This window comes from Paenibacillus sp. XP01 (genome assembly GCF_057364885.1).
On record NZ_CP139481.1, the window covers coordinates 335,502 to 357,140 of the forward strand.

Genomic DNA, 21,639 nt, shown 5'->3' on the forward strand with positions numbered 1-21,639 from the left:
GGCTGGAATGCTTTTTTATATGGTCTAGTTATGCGCTGCATTACAACATGTCGTTATCGATGATACGCCAGTGATGCTTCAGCAAGGATTCCAATAAAGGTTTATCCTTGTCTTTGAATGCGTCCAAAATGTGGCGATGCTCTTCATTGACTTCGCGGAGTATGCTGAAGAGTCTGTTTTTGTCCTCGCTTGCATAAGACTGCCTGATAAATCCGTTTTTCAGCATGTTCAGCATTTCGATCACGGTAGCGTTGCCGCAGCGCTGAATGTACAAATGGTGGAACTGGTACTGATCTTTATTGTAGGCCGGAAGATTGAGCTTGGCGATATCTTCGTCCATTCTTGCGATCAAGGCCTCCATTTCAAGCAAATCGGCATGGGTTAACTGGTCTGCCGCCAGAGTTCCGGCAAGTGCCTCCAATGCTCCGATGGCTTGGGAGAATTCAAGCTTTTTGGCGGCATCGAAGGGCGTGACGATGAATCCTCTGCGCGGGATGTATTGCAGAAGGTTATCCGATGCGAGTTGGAACAATGCCTCCCTTGTCGGAGTTCGGCTAATGTCGAGTTTCTTGCAGATCTCCGCTTCATTGATTTTCTGATTAGGGAGCAATGCGCCGTTCTGTATTTTTTCGGCGATATATTCGTAGACATGGTCTTTCAAGGACCGGTATTTGGGTACGTTCATATCGAATCCCCTTCCATGAACCGTGATATTGTGATATGCGCATGGGCACAGAGCCCGGTGCAGTGTCCGTTCGAGTGGCTGAAGTTTAAATCATATTAACACCGGGACTGGAGTTGGGCAAGCGGGCAGAGCGGTCAAGGGAGCTCTACTCAGGCTGAGGATTATGGAATCAGTAGGCTATGGCATAAAAAAGGCGAAGGAGTAGTAATCCGGCGAGGAACAGCATACATTGATATTGTATTTTGTATACAAATCAACAAAAGTTGGTGATGGGACATATGTCAACATCAGAAGTGTTTATTCATTGGTCTGAGAAGCACGCTGCGCCTAACTATAACCCGCTCCCGATCGTCATCGACAAGGCGGAGGGGGTGTGGGTGGAGGATCCGGAAGGGCATCGGTACATGGATATGTTGAGCGCATACTCGGCCATGAATCATGGTCACCGACACCCGACGATCGTGCAGGCGCTGAAAGAGCAAGCCGAGCGGGTCACGCTGACATCACGAGCATTCCACAGCAGTGCGGCTGCGACATTTTACCGAAAGCTGTCGGAGTTCACGGGCAAATCAAAAATTTTGGCGATGAATACCGGTGCCGAAGCGGTTGAAACGGCGATTAAGGCTGCACGCAGATGGGCTTACCGCGTCAAAGGCGTACCGGAAGATCAAGCTGAAATTATTGTTTGCTCAGGCAATTTTCACGGGCGGACCCTGACGGTAACTTCTTTTTCTTCTTCATCTTCATATAAAAAGGACTTTGGTCCGTTTACTCCAGGGTTTCGCATTGTTCCTTACGGTGACATCGAAGCGCTCAGGCAGGCCATTACGCCATATACGGCAGCATTTCTCGTAGAGCCCATTCAAGGAGAAGCGGGGATTGTTATACCGCCTGACGGGTATTTATCGCAGGCGATGGCATTGTGCCAGGCGCAGAACGTTCTGCTGATGGCCGACGAAATCCAGACCGGATTCGGCAGAACAGGCCGGAGGTTTGCGTCGGATTGGGAGGGGGTGGAGCCGGATCTATGGATTATGGGCAAAGCGCTGGGGGGAGGCGTTATGCCTATCTCCGCCGTAGCCGGCGAGTCCGAAATTTTGGATCTGTTCGAGCCGGGTTCGCATGGGTCGACGTTTGGTGGCAACCCGCTTGCTTGCGCGGTGGCCGTTGCCGCCCTGCAAGTATATGAAAACGAGAGGTTGGCAGAGCGATCAGAGCGCTTGGGGAACTATTTTATGAAGCGGCTCCAGAGTTTCCGGAATCGATGGATTCGCGAAATACGCGGAAGAGGGCTATTCATTGGAATGGAGCTGCATGCTCCTGCGCGTCCGTTCTGTGAAAAATTGATGCGTTCCGGTTTATTGTGCAAAGAAACGCATGAAACGACGATTCGGTTCGCCCCGCCGCTGACGATCAGGGAGTCGGAAATCGATTGGGCTGTGGAGCGGATTGAACGGGCTTTTGTTAACGCATAGATTGGGGATGGGAAGAGAACGCCGCTTATTACTTCCAATAATGAAGAACAAGGAGGCAGCTTCCATGGGGGAAGAGCATGTTGAACGATGTCAGGAACTCGAAAAGCCGGGAACATCGGTAAGATCGGCTGTCCGGCAGATTGCCGTCGTTAAGGTGCCCTTCGGTCTTGGTGGCGCGCAAAGGGGAGCGGAGTTCGGGCCCGGCGAATTGATCGCCGCCGGATTGAAGCGGGAATTGGAGTGGTTGGGTTATGTGGTTTCTGAAGAGATACGAGTGGATTGTCTGATGGAGAGTTCCGCAAAGCCTGGCCAGGATGGTACAAAGTATCTGGCTGAGGTGGAGCAGATGAGCAGAAATGTGTGCGCCGCAGTTTCCGGCGCCGTGACCAGAGGTTCCTTCCCGCTTGTCCTAGGCGGAGATCACAGCGTTGCAATCGGCACGATCGCCGGATTGACCGCAAAATATGCGAAGCTGGGAGTCATATGGTTTGATGCCCATGCGGACATAAATACGGAGAAGGCAAGTCTGTCAGGAAACATGCACGGCATGGGTTTGGCCGCGGCATTGGGCCATTCGTCCTTTAATATATCCCGTATCCCTGGAGCGGGTCCGTTCATCGATCATACAAACCTTGTATATGTAGGTTTAAGAGATCTGGACGAGTATGAAAAAGAAAAGATTGGGGAGCTTGGAATCCTAAGCTTCACCTTACGAGATATCGATCGAATGGGCATTCAGCATGTCGTTGAACAGGCGTTGTCCGCGGCCGGAAACGGCACGGACGGCATTCATGTCAGTTTTGACATGGACTGCCTTGATCCCCGTGAGGCGCCTGGCGTGGGTACTCCCGTACCGGGTGGATTGAGTGGTCGCGAGGCTCATTTTGCGCTGGAACTGCTGGCCGCAACGAATCGGGTAACTTCTATGGAGTTAGTCGAGGTAAACCCGTTTTATGACATCAACAGGCAAACTGCAAGACTGGGTGTTGAATTGATTGCTTCTATACTAGGCAAACGAATATTGTAGGGAGTGCACATGGGTACGGAAAGCGATCGGAGACAAGGCCGGATATGATGTTTCCTTCGATGAGGGGGATGTCCGGCCAAACCGGATCATTTCAATGAAGGTGAGCATGAGTCGTTTCAGTGATCGGAAATATGGAGGGGAACTTTTTTTGAAAAAAGTACTTGCATAATATTTATGTACATGGTATATTCTAATTCCGGCCAAGAAAACACCGAGAAACACGGTGCAGCAAGCAAAGCAAATAAGCTTCGAAAAAGAAACTTAAAAAAATGCTTGCAAAGTTGGTTCGGATGTGATAAGATATAAGAGTTGCTAAGGACAACAACCTAGTAACGAAAACGAAGTTTGATCTTTGAAAACTGAACAACGAGTGAGTAATGCGAAGGTTTTTGGTACATGTCGTATGACTGTATAAAAACCGGAGCGACATTGAGATATTTTATCTCGTCAGATTCAAAATGAGCTAATCGCTCTTTTCAATACCTCAGATGATTTTCATCATGATTAACCTCGTGACCGAAATTCATCTTTATTGGAGAGTTTGATCCTGGCTCAGGACGAACGCTGGCGGCATGCCTAATACATGCAAGTCGAGCGGAGTTGATAGGAAGCTTGCTTCCTTGATGCTTAGCGGCGGACGGGTGAGTAACACGTAGGCAACCTGCCCTCAAGCTTGGGACAACTACCGGAAACGGTAGCTAATACCGAATACTTGTTTTCTTCGCCTGAAGAGAACTGGAAAGACGGAGCAATCTGTCACTTGAGGATGGGCCTGCGGCGCATTAGCTAGTTGGTGAGGTAACGGCTCACCAAGGCGACGATGCGTAGCCGACCTGAGAGGGTGATCGGCCACACTGGGACTGAGACACGGCCCAGACTCCTACGGGAGGCAGCAGTAGGGAATCTTCCGCAATGGGCGAAAGCCTGACGGAGCAATGCCGCGTGAGTGATGAAGGTTTTCGGATCGTAAAGCTCTGTTGCCAGGGAAGAACGCTTGGGAGAGTAACTGCTCTCAAGGTGACGGTACCTGAGAAGAAAGCCCCGGCTAACTACGTGCCAGCAGCCGCGGTAATACGTAGGGGGCAAGCGTTGTCCGGAATTATTGGGCGTAAAGCGCGCGCAGGCGGTCATTTAAGTCTGGTGTTTAATCCCGGGGCTCAACCCCGGATCGCACTGGAAACTGGATGACTTGAGTGCAGAAGAGGAGAGTGGAATTCCACGTGTAGCGGTGAAATGCGTAGAGATGTGGAGGAACACCAGTGGCGAAGGCGACTCTCTGGGCTGTAACTGACGCTGAGGCGCGAAAGCGTGGGGAGCAAACAGGATTAGATACCCTGGTAGTCCACGCCGTAAACGATGAATGCTAGGTGTTAGGGGTTTCGATACCCTTGGTGCCGAAGTTAACACATTAAGCATTCCGCCTGGGGAGTACGGTCGCAAGACTGAAACTCAAAGGAATTGACGGGGACCCGCACAAGCAGTGGAGTATGTGGTTTAATTCGAAGCAACGCGAAGAACCTTACCAGGTCTTGACATCCCTCTGACCGGTACAGAGATGTACCTTTCCTTCGGGACAGAGGAGACAGGTGGTGCATGGTTGTCGTCAGCTCGTGTCGTGAGATGTTGGGTTAAGTCCCGCAACGAGCGCAACCCTTGATCTTAGTTGCCAGCACTTCGGGTGGGCACTCTAAGGTGACTGCCGGTGACAAACCGGAGGAAGGTGGGGATGACGTCAAATCATCATGCCCCTTATGACCTGGGCTACACACGTACTACAATGGCCGGTACAACGGGCTGCGAAGCCGCGAGGTGGAGCTAATCCTAAAAAGCCGGTCTCAGTTCGGATTGCAGGCTGCAACTCGCCTGCATGAAGTCGGAATTGCTAGTAATCGCGGATCAGCATGCCGCGGTGAATACGTTCCCGGGTCTTGTACACACCGCCCGTCACACCACGAGAGTTTACAACACCCGAAGTCGGTGGGGTAACCGCAAGGAGCCAGCCGCCGAAGGTGGGGTAGATGATTGGGGTGAAGTCGTAACAAGGTAGCCGTATCGGAAGGTGCGGCTGGATCACCTCCTTTCTATGGAGAATCGTCTTCTGCGATGAAGACATTCAAATAAGCAGCTCAGCTGCAAACTTACTCACTCGTTGCTCAGTTTTGAGAGTTCAAACTCTCAAACACATGCTCGTAACTTTCGACCGACACATTCCGTGAACGGCCCGAAAGCAAACGAGATTGTTCCTTGAAAACTGGATATCGAAACGAAAAATGCGAATTAGAACATTCCTTTTAGCTGAACTTGTGTCAAAACAAGTTTCAATAAAACGGTAGATTGCATCTTACTCTTTACGAGTAACATGGTTAAGCTACTAAGAGCACACGGAGGATGCCTAGGCGCTAGGAGCCGATGAAGGACGTGGCGAACAACGATACTGCCTCGGGGAGCTGTAAGCAAGCTTTGATCCGGGGATGTCCGAATGGGGAAACCCAGCTGGCGTAATACCCAGTTACTCTTGTCTGAATACATAGGGCAGGAGAGGCATACCAGGGGAACTGAAACATCTAAGTACCCTGAGGAAGAGAAAACAATAGTGATTCCGTCAGTAGCGGCGAGCGAACGCGGAACAGCCCAAACCAGAGAGCTTGCTCTCTGGGGTTGTGGGACGTCTCACATGGAGTTACAAAGGAGCCGGTTAAACGAAGAGGTCTGGAAAGGCCCGCCATAGAAGGTAAAAGCCCTGTAATTGAAAGTCTGCTCTCTCCGAGACGGATCCCGAGTAGTGCGGGGCACGTGAAACCCCGTATGAATCCGGCAGGACCATCTGCCAAGGCTAAATACTTCCTAGCGACCGATAGTGAAGCAGTACCGTGAGGGAAAGGTGAAAAGCACCCCGGAAGGGGAGTGAAATAGAACCTGAAACCGTGTGCTTACAAGAAGTCAGAGCCCATTTTAGGGGTGATGGCGTGCCTTTTGTAGAATGAACCGGCGAGTTACGTTCCCGTGCAAGGTTAAGGTGAGAAGCCGGAGCCGCAGCGAAAGCGAGTCTGAATAGGGCGACATAGTACGTGGACGTAGACCCGAAACCGGGTGATCTACCCCTGTCCAGGGTGAAGGTGCGGTAACACGCACTGGAGGCCCGAACCCACGCACGTTGAAAAGTGCGGGGATGAGGTGGGGGTAGCGGAGAAATTCCAATCGAACTCGGAGATAGCTGGTTCTCCCCGAAATAGCTTTAGGGCTAGCCTCGGAAAACAGAGTCGTGGAGGTAGAGCACTGATTGGGTGCGGGGCCCGCAAGGGTTACCAAGCTCAGTCAAACTCCGAATGCCATAGACTTACTTCCGGGAGTCAGACAGTGAGTGCTAAGATCCATTGTCAAAAGGGAAACAGCCCAGACCATCAGCTAAGGTCCCCAAGTGTGTGTTAAGTGGGAAAGGATGTGGAGTTGCACAGACAACCAGGATGTTGGCTTAGAAGCAGCCACCATTGAAAGAGTGCGTAATAGCTCACTGGTCGAGTGACTCTGCGCCGAAAATGTAACGGGGCTAAACACACCACCGAAGCTATGGCTTGATCTTATGATCAGGGGTAGGGGAGCGTTGTATGTACGTTGAAGGTGTACCGTAAGGAGCGCTGGAGAGCATACAAGTGAGAATGCCGGTATGAGTAACGAAAAGATCAGTGAGAATCTGATCCGCCGAAAGCCTAAGGGTTCCTGAGGAAGGCTCGTCCGCTCAGGGTAAGTCGGGACCTAAGGCGAGGCCGAAAGGCGTAGTCGAAGGACAACAGGTCGAAATTCCTGTACCACCGTAAATCGTTATGAGCGATGGGGGGACGCAGTAGGGTAGTGACGCAGGCTGATGGATGCCTGTCCAAGCAGTGAGGCTGGTTAGTAGGCAAATCCGCTAACCGCAAGGCTGAGCTGTGATGGGGAGTGAAAATTACAGTAGCGAAGGTCATGATCTCACACTGCCAAGAAAAGCCTCTAGCCAGATGAAGGTGCCCGTACCGCAAACCGACACAGGTAGGCGAGAAGAGAATTCTAAGGCGCGCGGAAGAACTCTCGTTAAGGAACTCGGCAAAATGACCCCGTAACTTCGGGAGAAGGGGTGCCCCGGTAGTGTGAATAGCACGAGGGGGCCGCAGTGAAAAGGCCCAAGCGACTGTTTAGCAAAAACACAGGTCTGTGCGAAGCCGTAAGGCGAAGTATACGGGCTGACGCCTGCCCGGTGCTGGAAGGTTAAGGGGAGCGGTTAGGGAGCAATCCCGAAGCTGTGAACCGAAGCCCCAGTAAACGGCGGCCGTAACTATAACGGTCCTAAGGTAGCGAAATTCCTTGTCAGGTAAATTCTGACCCGCACGAATGGCGTAACGACTTGGGCGCTGTCTCAACGAGAGATCCGGTGAAATTTTAATACCTGTGAAGATGCAGGTTACCCGCGACAAGACGGAAAGACCCCATGGAGCTTTACTGCAGCTTGATATTGAATTTGGGTACGATCTGTACAGGATAGGTGGGAGCCTGAGAAGCATGAGCGCCAGCTTGTGTGGAGGCACCGTTGGGATACCACCCTGATCGTATCTAGGTTCTAACCTGGTGCCCTAATCGGGTACGGGGACAGTGTCAGGTGGGCAGTTTGACTGGGGCGGTCGCCTCCTAAAGAGTAACGGAGGCGCCCAAAGGTTCCCTCAGAATGGTTGGAAATCATTCGAAGAGTGCAAAGGCATAAGGGAGCTTGACTGCGAGACCTACAAGTCGAGCAGGGACGAAAGTCGGGCTTAGTGATCCGGTGGTACCGCATGGAAGGGCCATCGCTCAACGGATAAAAGCTACCCTGGGGATAACAGGCTTATCTCCCCCAAGAGTCCACATCGACGGGGAGGTTTGGCACCTCGATGTCGGCTCATCGCATCCTGGGGCTGAAGTAGGTCCCAAGGGTTGGGCTGTTCGCCCATTAAAGCGGTACGCGAGCTGGGTTCAGAACGTCGTGAGACAGTTCGGTCCCTATCTGTCGTGGGCGTAGGAAATTTGAGAGGAGCTGTCCTTAGTACGAGAGGACCGGGATGGACGTACCGCTGGTGTACCAGTTGTTCCGCCAGGAGCACCGCTGGGTAGCTATGTACGGACGGGATAAGCGCTGAAAGCATCTAAGCGTGAAGCCCCCCTCAAGATGAGATTTCCCAATTAGTAAGACCCCTTGAAGACGACGAGGTAGATAGGCTGGGGGTGGAAGTGCAGCAATGCATGGAGCTGACCAGTACTAATCGGTCGAGGGCTTATCCAAAGAAATGCAGGTTCTAAGATCGCAAGTTTCGTTTCGAATCCAGTTTTCAGAGAGCAATCTCTGAACTGAAAAATCGTTTGGTGGCGATGGCGGAGGGGTTCCACACGTTCCCATCCCGAACACGACCGTTAAGCCCTCTAGCGCCGATGGTACTTGGACCGCAGGGTCCTGGGAGAGTAGGAAGCCGCCAAGCGAAACCCTTTCGGGTATTGAAATACTTCGAAGGTCTTGAATATAATTTGGGCCCTTAGCTCAGTTGGTTAGAGCGCACCTCTGATAAGGGTGAGGTCGGTGGTTCGAGTCCACCAGGGCCCACCATTTAACTTGCAAATCAATAAATCCTACATATCATGGGGCCATAGCTCAGCTGGGAGAGCGCCTGCCTTGCAAGCAGGAGGTCAGCGGTTCGATCCCGCTTGGCTCCACCATTCCCTGATAGCTCAGTTGGTAGAGCACTCGACTGTTAATCGAGTTGTCACAGGTTCGAGTCCTGTTCGGGGAGCCATTATGGAGAGGTGTCCGAGTTGGCCGAAGGAGCACGATTGGAAATCGTGTAGGCGCCAAAAGCGTCTCGAGGGTTCGAATCCCTCTCTCTCCGCCAGCTTGGTTTTATTGAGGCCCGTTGGTCAAGGGGTTAAGACACCTCCCTTTCACGGAGGTAACAGGGGTTCGAATCCCCTACGGGTCATAGTAGTACGGAGGCTTAGCTCAGCTGGGAGAGCATCTGCCTTACAAGCAGAGGGTCGGGGGTTCGATCCCCTCAGCCTCCACCATATATTTTTTTAACGACGCGGGGTGGAGCAGCCCGGTAGCTCGTCGGGCTCATAACCCGAAGGCCGCAGGTTCAAATCCTGCCCCCGCAATTGAACTTATTTTAATAAGGGATCGTGGAACCGTGGTGTAGTTGGCCTAACATGCCTGCCTGTCACGCAGGAGATCGCGGGTTCGAATCCCGTCGGTTCCGCCACTTGAATATTCATCAGGGATGAGAATCCGTAAATGGGTTCGTCGAAGCATTCACTTCGAGAGCATAAGCTGCGCAGTCTCGAACGAAGTGAGAGTATCCCGTCGGTTCCGCCACTTTTATGATTTTGCCGGTGTAGCTCAACTGGTAGAGCAACTGACTTGTAATCAGTAGGTTGGGGGTTCAAGTCCTCTCGCCGGCACCATGATTTTCTTTTAGCGGTTTGAATAGAACCGGGTCCGATTGGACAAACTATAATGTTCCTACATTGCGTTGGAACAACGTATGGCGGTCGTGGCGAAGGGGTTAACGCACCGGATTGTGGCTCCGGCACTCGGGGGTTCAAGTCCCCTCGATCGCCCTTTATCTTAACTTCATAGGGGATTAGCCAAGCGGTAAGGCAACGGACTTTGACTCCGTCATGCATAGGTTCGAATCCTATATCCCCTGCCATTATTTTTTCGGTGAGAGCCATTAGCTCAGTTGGTAGAGCACCTGACTTTTAATCAGGGTGTCGAAGGTTCGAGTCCTTCATGGCTCACCAGTTATATTATGCGGTCGTGGCGGAATTGGCAGACGCGCACGGTTCAGGTCCGTGTGGGCTAACCCCCCGTGGAGGTTCGAGTCCTCTCGACCGCACCAATCATTTGCGGACGTGGCTCAGCGGTAGAGCATCGCCTTGCCAAGGCGAGGGTCGCGGGTTCGATTCCCGTCGTCCGCTCCAAATATGCGCCCTTAGCTCAGCTGGATAGAGCGTTTGACTACGAATCAAAAGGTCGGGAGTTCGAATCTCTCAGGGCGCGCCATATTTACTCTCAAGTATCGGGATGTAGCTCAGCTTGGTAGAGCACCTGGTTTGGGACCAGGGGGTCGCATGTTCAAATCGTGTCATCCCGATTTTTTATAAGATGCGGGTGTAGTTCAATGGTAGAACTCCAGCCTTCCAAGCTGGTAGCGTGGGTTCGATTCCCATCACCCGCTTAACGAATTGCAAAATAGCTCTTGCCTCGTGCAGGGCTATTTTTTGTTTTGTATCGAAAATATATGGTCATCCGATCAATGATTTGAATTTGATAACAGACGTGATCTTTGATTAAATAAATGAAGTGAATGAACAACGATCAGGGGGGATTCGAAGGATGAAGCGGGCACTTGTTATTGGAGGACATGGAACATTGGGCAAAGCGGTTGTTGCCAAGCTGCAGGAATGGTCTGTGGAAGTTGTAACTGCAGGCAGAAATTCGGGAGATTATACGGTCGATATGACTTCAACCGATAGTATCAAGACGCTTTTTGAAACGGTTGCCAATATCGACTACGTCATTGTGACAGCAGGCCAGACTCATTATGCCAAGCTGGCTGAACTCACGCCCGAGAACAACATGGTCAGCGTGCAGAGCAAGCTGCTTGGTCAAGTCAACATTGTGCTCATCGGTCAACACTACATTAACGATAAGGGAAGTTTTACACTGGTCAGCGGAATTATCAAGGACCATCCGATCGAACAGGGTGCTTCCAGCGCGATGGCGAACGGGGCTATTGATGCATTTGCCAAGGCGGCTGCTTATGAGCTGCCAAGAGGTATCCGTTTGAACTCCGTCAGTCCGAATCTGTTTGTGGAATCGGCCGAGAAATACCGTGATTTCTTCATTGGGTTTAACCCGGTGCCCGTTGAGCGCGTCGCCAATACGTTCATTCAAAGCGCGCTTGGCATTGAAACAGGGCAAACATTCAAAGTGTATTGATACTGCCACATTTATATAGGAAAAAGAACATCTGAAAAGGATCGTTTATCTCACCGCAAAGTGCTAGCGGACAAATAAAGGCCTCATTTCATTGATCTTAAGGATCAGAAATGAGGCCTTCGTTTCATGCTATTTTTACCAGCCAGCAGGTGGGTAATCGTTCCGGCTGTTCTGTCAAAAGTGGAGATGTATCAGAAACGCGATGCTCAAACAACATACCCCGTAGATTCCATTAATAACGTTCCAAAATAAGTTGGGTTTTCAGGCCGTCTCCCGGAAGAAGCCAGTTTTCGTTCTCCAGCAGCTGCATCAGTTGGGCACGGAGGCCGGATACCGTAGACGCATCGTCTGTCTTGAAGGAGACCTCCACGATGTTTTCAACCCCTGTGCCAGCTTCATTCAGAATCGGCCACACTTCAAGCGTCATTTCTTGACCGTTCCAAGTTCCTTCATAACGCTCGAACGTAATCGGGCCGTAGGCACGGGAAGCGGACAATTGTTGTTTGCCCCAGTTGGAAGCAGACCAGTTTTTCAGTTTGCCCGGCAGTTTGTCGAGCAGCATTTCCAAAGCCTTGCTATCGGAAGGAAGCTGCGCGCCGCTTGTTATGGCATCGACTTTTTTGGTATTGGAGAAGCTCAGGGTCTGTTTGCCGTAGCCCCAATCGATTTCAGCCTCGTAATTATCGTCAGATGCGTCAAATCCCTCCTGGTTAGCCAGCGTCAACGCTGCTTCGACATCACCATCAATGATCGGGTAGCGCTTTTTATAGGTCAGCTCGTAATTGTTTTTATCCTCCTTCTTGCGGAAGCGTACGTTCCAGCCCTGCTCGTCGAATCCAAGGGAATCGTTGTCAAAATATTCTACGCCAATGGCTCGTGGCGAGCTGTCCAATCCAAGCGTTTGCAGTACGTCGCTGTTTGGTTTGCCGTCGGCATTCAGCACGGCTTCCGGCTTGGCCAAAAACTTGACTTCATAAGCAGGTACCGCGTTGGCCGCAGCCGATGCCTGAGGAGTTTCGAGCACCGTCAGTCCACTTCCCAGCGTCATGATGCTCAGCATGATTGAAGCGGTGACCTTTTTCCATGTTTTCAAAACATTCACTCTCCCTAAACTTGGATTAACGTACAGAACCAATGTAGCGTTCTAATATCTTGAATCCATCAAATGGAGGGCCTGTTTGCGTTAATCCTGCATAGATTTGATGAATGGTCCCCGATAGTTTTTATTCATAAGATCAAAAACGGACAGGCGGAAAGTGGGTGCTCATCTCGCGCAGCATTTCCTTAAAACGGTTCACCTGCACGGAGGGATGGCGTTCTTTATTATGCACGGCATAGATATGGCGGGAGGCCTGTTCTCCTGGAATAGGGAGCACCTGGACAAGCCCTTGCCGTTCCTCCCACTGCACGGCCATCCGCGACATGAAGGACACATGCCCGCCGAGTAGAACCAATTGTTTGATCGCTTCGAGCGAATCCATCTCCACGGCAGTGCGCAGACGGACGGCATGCTGCTCCAGCCATTGGTTGGTCAAACGGCGCGTGCTGGATTCATCCCCATGCAGGGCAAAAGGAATCCGCGCAATATGCTCGGGCTGCAATTCTTCCAGCTGCGTTAACGGGTGCTGCGGGGCACAGATCAACACCAGGTCATCCGCACACAGTGGCTCTGCGTGCAGTAAAGGTCTCACGAACGTTTCGGAAGAGATGATGCCGAGATCGATCTGGTGCCCGATGAGCATGTCGCGGATGGCGGACGAAGGTTTGACCGACAGCACGATGCGAATGCCCGGGAATTCCTGCGAAAATGCATTGAGCATGGCCGGCAGCAAGTAGGTTGCAGGCACATAGCTTGCCCCAATATGCAGACTGCCCCGATACAGGCTGTCATATTCCCGTACGACGCGGCGGGCTTCCTGGGTAAGGGCATTGATTTTGACGGAATAGTGCAGCAGGGCCTGTCCTGCCTCGGTCAGAAAGGTTTTGCCATTGCGCGATTCAAAAAGTCGCACGCCCATTTCTTCCTCCAATGATTTCATATGAAACGTAACAGTGGGCTGTTTAATACCCAGAACTTCGGCGACGCTCGTCATGTGGTGATGTTTGTCGATCAGTTCGACGATTTGCAGTTTGATCAGATTCAAGCGAAAGGCACTCCTTCCATATTACATATCTCCTCTATAGATTTAATCTATGAACATCAACAGAATTCATCTAAAAAGTTAATTCCAATTTTACATTCGGCTCATACAAACCGCGAAGGCAGGCGTTAGACTAAGATCAGAACAGAGGACAGGCAGGGGTGCTCATGAAACTAGAAATCAGAAACGTGCAAAAATCGTTTAACCGGACGCCGGCGCTGTTTCCCACCGATCTGACGCTGGAGCATGGTCAGTTCACAACACTGCTCGGCCCGTCCGGCTGCGGCAAAACGACGCTGCTGCGTATACTGGCCGGATTGGAGCAGCCGGATGCGGGAGAGATTTATGCCGACGGCGAGTGTATCTATTCCGCAGACAAGCGAATCGATGTGCCTACGCATAAGCGAAATCTCGGCATGGTGTTTCAGGATTTTGCCTTATGGCCCCATATGACGGTATATGAGAACGTAGCATTTGGACTGCGGGCCGGCAGGCAAAAGGGCGAACTGCATCAGAAGGTCACTGAAGCGTTGGAGATGGTGCGTTTGCAAGGCATGGAGGGTCGTTATCCTCACCAATTGTCGGGCGGACAGCAGCAACGGGTCGCTTTTGCCCGGGCGGTGGCAGTCAAACCAGGCGTCATTTTGTTCGATGAACCACTGAGTGCGTTGGATGCAGTACTACGGGAGGAAATGCGGCTGGAGATGATGGCTCTCGTACGCGACATGGGGCTGACGGCGTTGTACGTCACTCACGATCAGGTTGAGGCGATGTCCATGTCGGATGAAATCGTTGTGATGCAAAAAGGGAGGATTATGCAAAAGGGCGCTCCTGAAACGATCTATTCCTCGCCAAGCAATGCATACGTAGCCTCGTTCATCGGCAAATCGAACTGGCTCACCACAGATCAATCCATGATTCGTCCGGAACATGTATCCTGGAGCAAGAGCGAACATGACGACCTGTGTTATCAGGGCGCGGTGATCGATGTCAGTTATGTCGGTGAACGCTACGAAATTCGGGTACAGATCGACGGTCTTAGCATCTGGACGACCTACTCCAACACAAGAGTAAAAGCCGGTGAGCGCGTCAAGCTGTATGTGTCGCCGGACCGGATTTGCCGTATGGGTGAAAAGCCTGCGGAGCGCAAGGTAGAACGCAGCGCTAGCGGGGCTAGCGCATAGAGCGACAGTACGGTAGCCATGCAATGTTACATTTTCGCTGAAATCGATTAAAAACAAATTGAACAAAACCAGAGGAGAGGTATTCCAAATGATGAATGTTAAAAAACGCAAAAAAGGCGCCATGCTGCTGCTGACGGCAGTAATGAGCATCAGTTTGTTCGGCTGCAGCACGGGGAACGGGGCAACGGGCACAAGCGCACAGGGCTCTGGGGAGAGCAGCACGGCGGCGGCAGGGGCAGAGGCACCAGCCACATCGACTACCGGTGGGAAACTCGTATTGTACAGTGCCGGCCCGCAGAAACTGGCAGATAACATCATCCATGGTTTTACAGAGAAAACGGGCATTGAAGTCGAGATGTTCCAAGGAACGACAGGTAAAATTTTGGCGCGTATGGAGGCTGAGAAAGCCAACCCGGTGGCCGACGTTGTCATTCTGGCCTCGTTGCCCTCCGCACAAGCATTGAAAGCAGATGGCCTGACATTGCCATATCCAGAAGCCGCGAATAGCGACAAGCTGAACAAGGAATGGTCTGATGCCGAAGGCAACTACTTCAGCTCCAGCGCTTCTGCGCTTGGCATCGTGTACAATACGAAACTCGTCACAACGCCGCCAACGAGCTGGGCCGATCTGGCTACGGCAGCTTGGAAGGACGCCGTCAACATTCCGGATCCTACCCTGTCCGGGTCCGCCTTGGACTTCATCACCGGTTATTTGAGCGCAAACGGGGAAAAAGGCTGGGACTTGTTCAGCCAATACAAAGCGAACGGCGTTGCCATGGCTGGTGCCAACCAAGAGGCGCTTGATCCGGTCATCACCGGAGCGAAAAGCATCGTAGCGGCAGGCGTGGATTACATGGCGTATTCCTCCAAAGCGAAAGGCGAACCGCTGGATATCGTATACCCATCGGAAGGAACCGTGGTCAGCCCTAGACCGGCAGCGATCCTGAAATCGAGCAAAAACGTAGAGAACGCGAAAGCATTCATCGATTATTTGTTGTCCGACGAAGCACAGAAACTGGTTGCAGATGCTTACCTGATTCCAGGACGCGAAGATGTGGAAGCAACTAACCGTGCCAATCTGAAGGACATTCCTCAGCTTAAAGTCGACTGGAACTGGATGAGCGAGAATGGCGACGACACAGCGGCACGCTTCTCGGAGATTTTCAAATAAACGGCTTCGCGATCTGAGGTGAACAAGCAGTGAGACCTGTTGCAGTGGACAACAACCGTATTTTTCGGAGAGTGGGCGTCATTCTCGCCCTCTTTCTGCTAACCGTAAGCATTGGCGTGCCGCTGCTGCTGATTTTCTGGCAGAGCGTGTACGTGGACGGGCAGTGGGATTGGATGGCCCCGCTAAGAACCATTGCCGGACACCATTTGTCCGGGGTGCTGTTGAATTCTGTTTGGCTGGGCATATGTGTAGCGGCGGGTACGACGCTCTTGTCGCTGCCGCTGGCTTGGATGATGGCAAAGACGCGCATGGGACGGCATCGCTGGGTCGACGTCATATTGATGATTCCTTTCATGACCCCGCCGTATATCGGCTCCATGGGCTGGATTCTTTTCATGCAAAAAGGAGGCTATCTGCAGCAATGGTGGCCTTCTTCCGCAAACTGGACCGAGCATTTCTTCAGCTTCTGGGGCATGGTGCTGATCATGAGCTTGCATCTGTTTCCTTTCTTGTACCTGCTGCTCAGGGATGCGCTGATCCGCATCGGCGGAAACCTGGAAGAAGCAGGAGCCGTGCATGGCGCGCCGTCAGGGTATCGGTTCAGACGCATTATTTTGCCGCTGCTGCTGTCTTCTTACGGCATGGGGATCATGCTTGTGTTTGTCAAAACGATTGCGGAATTCGGAACGCCGGCGACGTTTGGCCGCAAGATCGGGTATTACGTCATGACTTCGGAGATCCACAAGTATATCTCCAGTTGGCCCATCGATTTCGGCAAGGCGACCTCGCTTGCTTCGATCCTGTTGTCGGTATGTCTCGTGATGTGGTATATGCAATCGGCCATGAGCCGCAAGTTCACGTACCGCTTGGTCGGAGGGAAAGGCCAGCGTTCCAAAACCTATTCCCTTCGCGGGGGTGCCGGCTGGTTGTGCGGTTTGTATATGGCGGCATTGCTCATATTGTCGGTCGGCATTCCCTATTTCTCGATCATTGCCGCTTCGACGATGAAACTTCGCGGGGCGGGGCTCTCTTTCAACAATCTCACGTTGGAGCATTACGGAACCTTGCTCACATGGGGTTCGGTCAGTATGAAAGCGATCCTGAACAGTCTGGGATTGTCGCTCGCGGCTTCTACGGTGGCCGTTATTTTCGGCACGGGTTTCGCGCTGGCCATTGGCCGCTCGTCATCGCGCATGCAGCGTGTCATCGACCTGTTCAGCTTGTTGCCCAACACGGTACCGGGCATCGTTATGGTGGTGGGACTTATCTTGTTATGGAACGCACCGTGGATGCCGGTTAATCTGTACAACACGTACGGTATGGTGGTGCTAACCTATGTGGTATTATTTCTGCCCTATACGGTACAGTACGTCAAGTCGAGCTTTACCCAGATTGACGGCACATTGTTTCAGGCAGGTCAGGTGTTCGGCGGAAAGCCGCTATATATTTTGCGGCGGATTTTGGTTCCGCTCATCATTCCGGGCATGCTGGCCGGATGGATGATGACCTTTACGATCGCGGCGCGGGAGCTGGTTGCTTCGCTCTTGATTCTGCCACCATCGATGCAGACATCGGCTACCTATATTTTCGCTCAGTTCGAGCAGGGGCAAGTATCGCTTGGCATGGCGATGGCCGTCGTTTCGGTCGGCATGACGGTGTTGATGCTGCTGGGCATTGAGATTTTGAATTCAAAGAGAAAGTGGAATGCATCATGATGAAGTTGAAGGTATGGGGCGGAGCTGGCGAGCATGGTCGTTCTGCCTACCTCCTGAGCGGAAACCATGTTCACCTTTTATTGGATTGCGGGGTGAAGAAGGAAGGGGCCGGGGAATACCCGCTGATCGATCCGGAAATGGTTCCGCAGCTTGGAACGGTATTGTTGTCCCATGCCCATGAGGACCATTCGGTGGCGATTCCCCTGTTGTACCGGATGGGTTATACGGGAGAAGTATGGACGACCCGGGAAACCCGTGAACAGCTGAAATCTTATTTTCAATCATGGCGAAATAACATGGAACGTGCGGGGAATGAGCTGCCTTATACCGAAGCCGACGAGCAGGCCATACGTTATCGTTACTTGGAAGACGAATCGGAGAGCGCGCAATGGTTCGAAATTCTTCCCGACGTTCAGGCCATGTGGGGAAAGAGCGGGCATCTGGCCGGTTCGGTATGGCTGGGCCTACGGATGGAGGGCAAACGTATTTTCTATTCGGGGGATTACACCTCCGAATCCATGTTGCTGCAGGATGACTGTCCGGCAGACACGTTACTTATGCATGATGATCAATGGATTCATGAGCAACGAACGGGTACAGAACATGGTGAACGTTTGGGCCGGGAAGGAGTCGCTGTATCGTCCAAGCATCGCCCCAAAACGCTGGAGCATGTCAAACCGTCGACGGAAATTGCCAGCTTATCGCACGAGGCATTTATCCCGCATGTCATGGATTTGACCATCATGGATGCCGCTTATGGGACCGATTCCGAAACGCAGCAGGACAAACTGATGCAGTTGCATGAGGCGTTGCGGCAAACGTTGGACCGCGGCGGCAAAGTGCTTCTCCCCATGCCTGCGGTAGGGCGCGGACAAGAGCTTGTGCTCTGGGCACGGCAGCAGTTTCCGAGCGTACCCCTAATTGTGGAACCGAAACTGGCTGCAGGCATGATGCAGTTACTCCACTCCCCATACTGGTTGAAGAAATCCGGGGACTTGGGGCCAGGAACGGCAGTGGATGTCATCAAAAGGTTCCTGAACGAAGGCGGCTGGAGCTCGCCAATCACGAATGAGGAGCGCCAGCAGCTGCTGGAACGGACAGGACCGTCCTTATGGTTCATCTCCGACGGCATGCTGCAGTCCACGCTGGCACGGTGGTATTACAAGCAGTTTGCCGATGACAGCAAAAATCTTGTGCTGATTACCGGGCATGCCGCGAAAGGGACTTTTGCCCACCGGTTGTTGGAAAACCCCAAGGAGTACGGTGCTTGCGAAGTGCGGAAAATACGCTACAAGGTGCATCAAGGCGTGCGAGATGTCAGAGATATGCTGAACCGGATTCCCGCCAAACACACGGTGCTTGTGCATGCGGATCGTGCCGAAACCGATCGGTTGAAGCAGACGCTGCTTAAAGAGCGTGACAGCTTGCAGCCGGAGAAGGGGCTTTTGCATTCATTGGGCCCTGGAGAAGAACTGATTCTATGAACCAATGACATGATGCGAATGGAATGACCTGCTGGGTGCTGGATGCACCTAAGCGGGCATTTGGCGTTATGTGCGGTTCGCCATGCTTTTTGGGCGTTTTATGATATTGCAGCACAAAAAAACAACCTACATACGACCATCCATTTAGGTAGACCGAAACATATCGCTGAAATGATCCATTATTTACAGAAGGATCAAGAGCTTTGGGTTAATGGAAAGCAGCATACGATAGACAATGCTTGGGAGCTGCTGCAAGTCATGGGTTACTCCGATATGGAACCAATTTGGATCAAGCAATGGTAGTTGGAGTAAATCTAAGAACAATGCAGATTTGCCTCGTTTTCGAGGATAAGCGGTACATAAAGGAGTTGTTCCGATGTTCTGGTATGAGTGTAATATAATTTCATAATATTATTGACTTGTGAAATTTTATATCATATACTGAGTAAAATTTGTTCGAGAGATCGGATTCAATCGGCTTGCGGGAGGTATGGGGGAATGGATCGTGGCAGTTTTCCGATGTGGGAACAGTATCGCAAGAAACGGGAACATGTGGTGATCGGCCTGATGTCGGGCACGTCACTGGATGGGACGGATGCGGCACTGGTGCGAATCCGGACGGATATAAGCGGTGCCTTGCAACAGATCGAGCTCGTTGATTTCATTTGCGTTCCGTATTCGGACACATTAAGAGAGCGGTTAATTCGGCTGTGTTCGCCCGAAACGGCCCGCATCGATGACCTTACGACCGCGCATTTTGGCGTTTCCGAGTGGTATGCGCACAGCGTGAGCGAGCTTATTCGTTCGGCAGGCATATCCCTTGCCGATGTCGACGTAATCAGCATGCATGGCCAGACGGTGTGGCACGCGCCGGAGGAAGCGGCTTTTCCCGGCCCGGCGGACACACTCCTTAACGTCAAATCGACTCTCCAGATCGGGGAGTGTGCCGTCGTTCGTGAACGGACCGGACTACCTGTCATCGGCAACCTGAGAGCCAGGGATATGGCTGCCGGAGGTGAAGGTGCGCCGCTGACGCCATATGCGGATGCGCTACTGTTCCGAAGTCAGGCCGTAGGAAGGCTGGTACAGAACATCGGGGGAATCGGGAACGTAACTGTTTTGCCTCCGCTTTCTTCAATGGAAGAGGTATCGGCTTTTGATACGGGACCCGGAAATATGGTCATCGACGCGATTGTTCGACAAGCTACCGAAGGACGGCAGCATTATGACCCGGATGGCAGCATCGCTGCCAGAGGGAAGGTGGATACAATATTATTGGAACAATGTCTGGACGATGAATATTTCCGCAAAATGCCTCCAAAGAGTACCGGCCGTGAAGTTTACGGGGCTGCTTACGCCGAACGTATCATGCAATGGGCACGGCAGCATTCATTATCGTTGGAGGACACACTAGCCACCACGACTTACCTTACCGCAGAGACCATTGTGCGGTCTGTGGAGAATTTCGTTCTGCCTAGAATGAACGTAGCTGCTATGCTGGCTTGTGGCGGGGGGACTTCCAACGCTACCCTGATGCGCATGATCCGCGAGCGCCTTCCCGCGAGTATTCGCCTTGAGCGTACAGCTGATCATGGCGTCCCGGATGACGCACGTGAGGCGATGGGTTTTGCGTTGCTAGGACATGAAGCGCTGATGGGAAGGGCGAATACCCTCCCAGCTGTGACAGGAGCGTCAGCCCCCGTAATTTCGGGCATCCTGACGTTATGACTCAGGTGGGATTTTACTCTTTACACTCAGATTAGACTTTTTAGAACGAATAAGACAAAATGATTGTACATGAATCAGTACGGAAGGGAGGCGCAGATGGAAGGCATGAAAGGCGGGCTTGTGCGTTTGCGCGCTATATTGGATGATTTGACCCCATCGGAACGGAAGATCGGGGCTTATATTTTGGAGCACCCTGAAGAAACGGTGCAGTCTTCGGTTGCGCAGCTGTCGGAGCGCAGCGGGGGCAGTCCGGCGGCGATCATCCGACTGTGCAAATCGCTGGAGGTGACAGGCTTTCAGGAACTGAAGCTGAAGATTGCCGGGGATTTGCAGACAGGGGAGTCGTATGAATATACGGAGATACGTCCACAGGACTCCATGGAAAGCATCATTCAGCACGTCTCGGCGAACAACATTCAATCGATCAAGGACACGGTTCACATTTTGGATCCTCGCATGGTGGAGCAGGCAGTGGATGTGCTGCAGAAGGCAAACCGTATCTTTTTCTACGGCGTGGGAGCGTCCAATCTGATCGCTTTGGATGCACACTACAAATTTATGCGCATCAACCGTACGAGCTTTTCGTTCGCCGATCCGCACATGCAGATTTCATCCGCTACGACGCTCCGGGCAGACGACGCCGTCGTCTGCATCTCGTATTCGGGCGAAACGGGCAGCGTCGTGTCTTGCTTGAAGCATGCACGCGAAGGCGGAGCAGCGACGATCAGCATTACGAAATGGGGCAGCAATACGTTAAGTTCGCTTGCGGATGTTCCCCTGATGATTACCTCCATGGAGAGCAATATTCGCAGCGGGGCCACCTCTTCGCGCATTGCGCAGCTTAACGTGATCGATATCCTGTATCTGGCGGTCGCCAGCAGGGACTATAACCAATCGGTTCAGTATTTGGAGAAGAGCCGTCAGGCCATCCTGGAACACAAATAAGTTGCAGTCAACCGGACGCTTGATTCCTAGGGCAACAACACACTTCGGCAAGCCACGGCCAATAAACCTTTTCTAACGTCCGTACCGG

Annotated in this window: 13 protein-coding genes, 17 tRNA genes and 3 rRNA genes; 30 read left to right on the forward strand and 3 right to left on the reverse strand. The window is 52.2% G+C overall.

The window, feature by feature from the left end:
- Nucleotides 1–40: 40 nt before the first annotated feature.
- On the reverse strand, nucleotides 41–685 hold the full coding sequence (locus tag SNR34_RS01530; protein WP_236420270.1) for a GntR family transcriptional regulator: 645 nt from the start codon (nucleotides 683–685) through the stop codon (nucleotides 41–43).
- 278 nt (nucleotides 686–963) lie between these two features.
- Here SNR34_RS01530 and rocD point away from each other — a divergent pair, with 278 nt between their 5' ends.
- The 23 genes from rocD (at nucleotide 964) to SNR34_RS01645 (ending at nucleotide 11,183) form a co-directional block, all read left to right on the forward strand.
- A complete protein-coding gene (rocD, locus tag SNR34_RS01535) occupies nucleotides 964–2,160 on the forward strand; it encodes an ornithine--oxo-acid transaminase (protein WP_486181002.1) in 1,197 nt (398 codons plus the stop codon).
- Nucleotides 2,161–2,200: 40 nt separating this feature from the next.
- Entirely contained in the window at nucleotides 2,201–3,187 is a 987-nt protein-coding gene (rocF, locus tag SNR34_RS01540; protein WP_486181003.1) for an arginase, read from the forward strand.
- A gap of 529 nt (nucleotides 3,188–3,716) precedes the next feature.
- Nucleotides 3,717–5,268: ribosomal RNA gene (locus SNR34_RS01545) — 16S ribosomal RNA — on the forward strand.
- 280 nt (nucleotides 5,269–5,548) lie between these two features.
- Nucleotides 5,549–8,474 (forward strand): 23S ribosomal RNA (locus SNR34_RS01550).
- 76 nt (nucleotides 8,475–8,550) lie between these two features.
- Nucleotides 8,551–8,667, forward strand: a 5S ribosomal RNA gene (gene rrf, locus SNR34_RS01555).
- Together the 16S, 23S and 5S rRNA genes with 17 tRNA genes alongside form the textbook arrangement of a ribosomal RNA operon.
- 48 nt (nucleotides 8,668–8,715) lie before the next feature.
- Nucleotides 8,716–8,792: transfer RNA gene (locus SNR34_RS01560), tRNA-Ile, on the forward strand.
- 34 nt (nucleotides 8,793–8,826) lie between these two features.
- Nucleotides 8,827–8,902, forward strand: a tRNA-Ala gene (locus SNR34_RS01565).
- Between the two features lies 1 nt (nucleotide 8,903).
- Nucleotides 8,904–8,979 (forward strand) — tRNA-Asn (locus SNR34_RS01570).
- A 4-nt stretch (nucleotides 8,980–8,983) separates the two neighbouring features.
- Nucleotides 8,984–9,075: transfer RNA gene (locus tag SNR34_RS01575), tRNA-Ser, on the forward strand.
- 15 nt (nucleotides 9,076–9,090) lie between these two features.
- Nucleotides 9,091–9,162, forward strand: a tRNA-Glu gene (locus tag SNR34_RS01580).
- Between the two features lie 9 nt (nucleotides 9,163–9,171).
- Nucleotides 9,172–9,247 (forward strand) — tRNA-Val (locus SNR34_RS01585).
- Nucleotides 9,248–9,263: 16 nt separating this feature from the next.
- A tRNA-Met gene (locus SNR34_RS01590) sits at nucleotides 9,264–9,337 on the forward strand.
- A gap of 26 nt (nucleotides 9,338–9,363) precedes the next feature.
- Nucleotides 9,364–9,441 (forward strand) — tRNA-Asp (locus tag SNR34_RS01595).
- Between the two features lie 126 nt (nucleotides 9,442–9,567).
- A tRNA-Thr gene (locus tag SNR34_RS01600) sits at nucleotides 9,568–9,643 on the forward strand.
- 83 nt (nucleotides 9,644–9,726) lie between these two features.
- Nucleotides 9,727–9,799, forward strand: a tRNA-His gene (locus SNR34_RS01605).
- Between the two features lie 17 nt (nucleotides 9,800–9,816).
- Nucleotides 9,817–9,891: transfer RNA gene (locus SNR34_RS01610), tRNA-Gln, on the forward strand.
- 15 nt (nucleotides 9,892–9,906) lie between these two features.
- Nucleotides 9,907–9,982: transfer RNA gene (locus SNR34_RS01615), tRNA-Lys, on the forward strand.
- 10 nt (nucleotides 9,983–9,992) lie between these two features.
- Nucleotides 9,993–10,080 (forward strand) — tRNA-Leu (locus SNR34_RS01620).
- A gap of 7 nt (nucleotides 10,081–10,087) precedes the next feature.
- Nucleotides 10,088–10,162 (forward strand) — tRNA-Gly (locus SNR34_RS01625).
- A 5-nt stretch (nucleotides 10,163–10,167) separates the two neighbouring features.
- Nucleotides 10,168–10,244: transfer RNA gene (locus SNR34_RS01630), tRNA-Arg, on the forward strand.
- 17 nt (nucleotides 10,245–10,261) lie between these two features.
- Nucleotides 10,262–10,335 (forward strand) — tRNA-Pro (locus SNR34_RS01635).
- A gap of 13 nt (nucleotides 10,336–10,348) precedes the next feature.
- Nucleotides 10,349–10,419, forward strand: a tRNA-Gly gene (locus tag SNR34_RS01640).
- A 158-nt stretch (nucleotides 10,420–10,577) separates the two neighbouring features.
- Nucleotides 10,578–11,183: a short chain dehydrogenase gene (locus tag SNR34_RS01645; RefSeq protein ID WP_339275662.1), complete on the forward strand. Its 606-nt coding sequence runs from the start codon at nucleotides 10,578–10,580 to the stop codon at nucleotides 11,181–11,183.
- 232 nt (nucleotides 11,184–11,415) lie between these two features.
- Here SNR34_RS01645 and SNR34_RS01650 read toward each other — a convergent pair whose 3' ends face one another.
- Together SNR34_RS01650 and SNR34_RS01655 are read right to left on the reverse strand one after the other, a co-directional pair.
- Nucleotides 11,416–12,276 carry a hypothetical protein gene (locus tag SNR34_RS01650; RefSeq protein WP_486181004.1) on the reverse strand — a complete coding sequence of 287 codons (861 nt, stop codon included), beginning with the start codon at nucleotides 12,274–12,276 and terminating at the stop codon, nucleotides 11,416–11,418.
- A gap of 142 nt (nucleotides 12,277–12,418) precedes the next feature.
- Nucleotides 12,419–13,327 carry a LysR substrate-binding domain-containing protein gene (locus SNR34_RS01655; protein WP_343262757.1) on the reverse strand — a complete coding sequence of 303 codons (909 nt, stop codon included), beginning with the start codon at nucleotides 13,325–13,327 and terminating at the stop codon, nucleotides 12,419–12,421.
- Nucleotides 13,328–13,491: 164 nt separating this feature from the next.
- On the opposite strand from SNR34_RS01655, the gene SNR34_RS01660 reads away from it, so the two are divergent.
- The 7 genes from SNR34_RS01660 (at nucleotide 13,492) to SNR34_RS01690 (ending at nucleotide 21,551) form a co-directional block, all read left to right on the forward strand.
- Nucleotides 13,492–14,508, forward strand: coding sequence for an ABC transporter ATP-binding protein (locus SNR34_RS01660; protein ID WP_339275665.1), 1,017 nt, complete (start codon nucleotides 13,492–13,494; stop codon nucleotides 14,506–14,508).
- A gap of 88 nt (nucleotides 14,509–14,596) precedes the next feature.
- Entirely contained in the window at nucleotides 14,597–15,679 is a 1,083-nt protein-coding gene (locus SNR34_RS01665; protein ID WP_339275666.1) for an ABC transporter substrate-binding protein, read from the forward strand.
- Nucleotides 15,680–15,708: 29 nt separating this feature from the next.
- Nucleotides 15,709–17,394 (forward strand): ABC transporter permease, encoded by a 1,686-nt coding sequence (locus tag SNR34_RS01670; RefSeq protein WP_339275667.1) that lies wholly within the window; start codon nucleotides 15,709–15,711, stop codon nucleotides 17,392–17,394.
- Nucleotides 17,391–18,878: an MBL fold metallo-hydrolase gene (locus SNR34_RS01675; protein ID WP_339275669.1), complete on the forward strand. Its 1,488-nt coding sequence runs from the start codon at nucleotides 17,391–17,393 to the stop codon at nucleotides 18,876–18,878. Before SNR34_RS01670 ends, SNR34_RS01675 begins: the two co-directional genes overlap by 4 nt.
- Nucleotides 18,879–18,920: 42 nt before the next feature.
- On the forward strand, nucleotides 18,921–19,181 hold the full coding sequence (locus SNR34_RS01680) for a hypothetical protein (RefSeq protein WP_339275671.1): 261 nt from the start codon (nucleotides 18,921–18,923) through the stop codon (nucleotides 19,179–19,181).
- 195 nt (nucleotides 19,182–19,376) lie between these two features.
- Nucleotides 19,377–20,606 carry an anhydro-N-acetylmuramic acid kinase gene (locus tag SNR34_RS01685; protein ID WP_486181005.1) on the forward strand — a complete coding sequence of 410 codons (1,230 nt, stop codon included), beginning with the start codon at nucleotides 19,377–19,379 and terminating at the stop codon, nucleotides 20,604–20,606.
- 105 nt (nucleotides 20,607–20,711) lie between these two features.
- Nucleotides 20,712–21,551 (forward strand): MurR/RpiR family transcriptional regulator, encoded by an 840-nt coding sequence (locus SNR34_RS01690; RefSeq protein WP_236421472.1) that lies wholly within the window; start codon nucleotides 20,712–20,714, stop codon nucleotides 21,549–21,551.
- Nucleotides 21,552–21,639 lie beyond the last annotated feature (88 nt).

Bases quoted from the DNA above. Each gene is read 5' to 3' on its own strand.
- SNR34_RS01675 (WP_339275669.1), top strand. From the start codon at position 17,391: ATGATGAAGTTGAAGGTATGGGGCGGAGCTGGCGAGCATGGTCGTTCT.
- SNR34_RS01690 (WP_236421472.1), top strand. From the start codon at position 20,712: ATGAAAGGCGGGCTTGTGCGTTTGCGCGCTATATTGGATGATTTGACC.
- rocF (WP_486181003.1), top strand. From the start codon at position 2,201: ATGAAGAACAAGGAGGCAGCTTCCATGGGGGAAGAGCATGTTGAACGA.
- SNR34_RS01660 (WP_339275665.1), top strand. From the start codon at position 13,492: ATGAAACTAGAAATCAGAAACGTGCAAAAATCGTTTAACCGGACGCCG.
- SNR34_RS01685 (WP_486181005.1), top strand. From the start codon at position 19,377: ATGGATCGTGGCAGTTTTCCGATGTGGGAACAGTATCGCAAGAAACGG.
- rocD (WP_486181002.1), top strand. From the start codon at position 964: ATGTCAACATCAGAAGTGTTTATTCATTGGTCTGAGAAGCACGCTGCG.
- SNR34_RS01665 (WP_339275666.1), top strand. From the start codon at position 14,597: ATGATGAATGTTAAAAAACGCAAAAAAGGCGCCATGCTGCTGCTGACG.
- SNR34_RS01645 (WP_339275662.1), top strand. From the start codon at position 10,578: ATGAAGCGGGCACTTGTTATTGGAGGACATGGAACATTGGGCAAAGCG.
- SNR34_RS01680 (WP_339275671.1), top strand. From the start codon at position 18,921: ATGCACCTAAGCGGGCATTTGGCGTTATGTGCGGTTCGCCATGCTTTT.
- SNR34_RS01530 (WP_236420270.1), bottom strand. From the start codon at position 685: ATGAACGTACCCAAATACCGGTCCTTGAAAGACCATGTCTACGAATAT.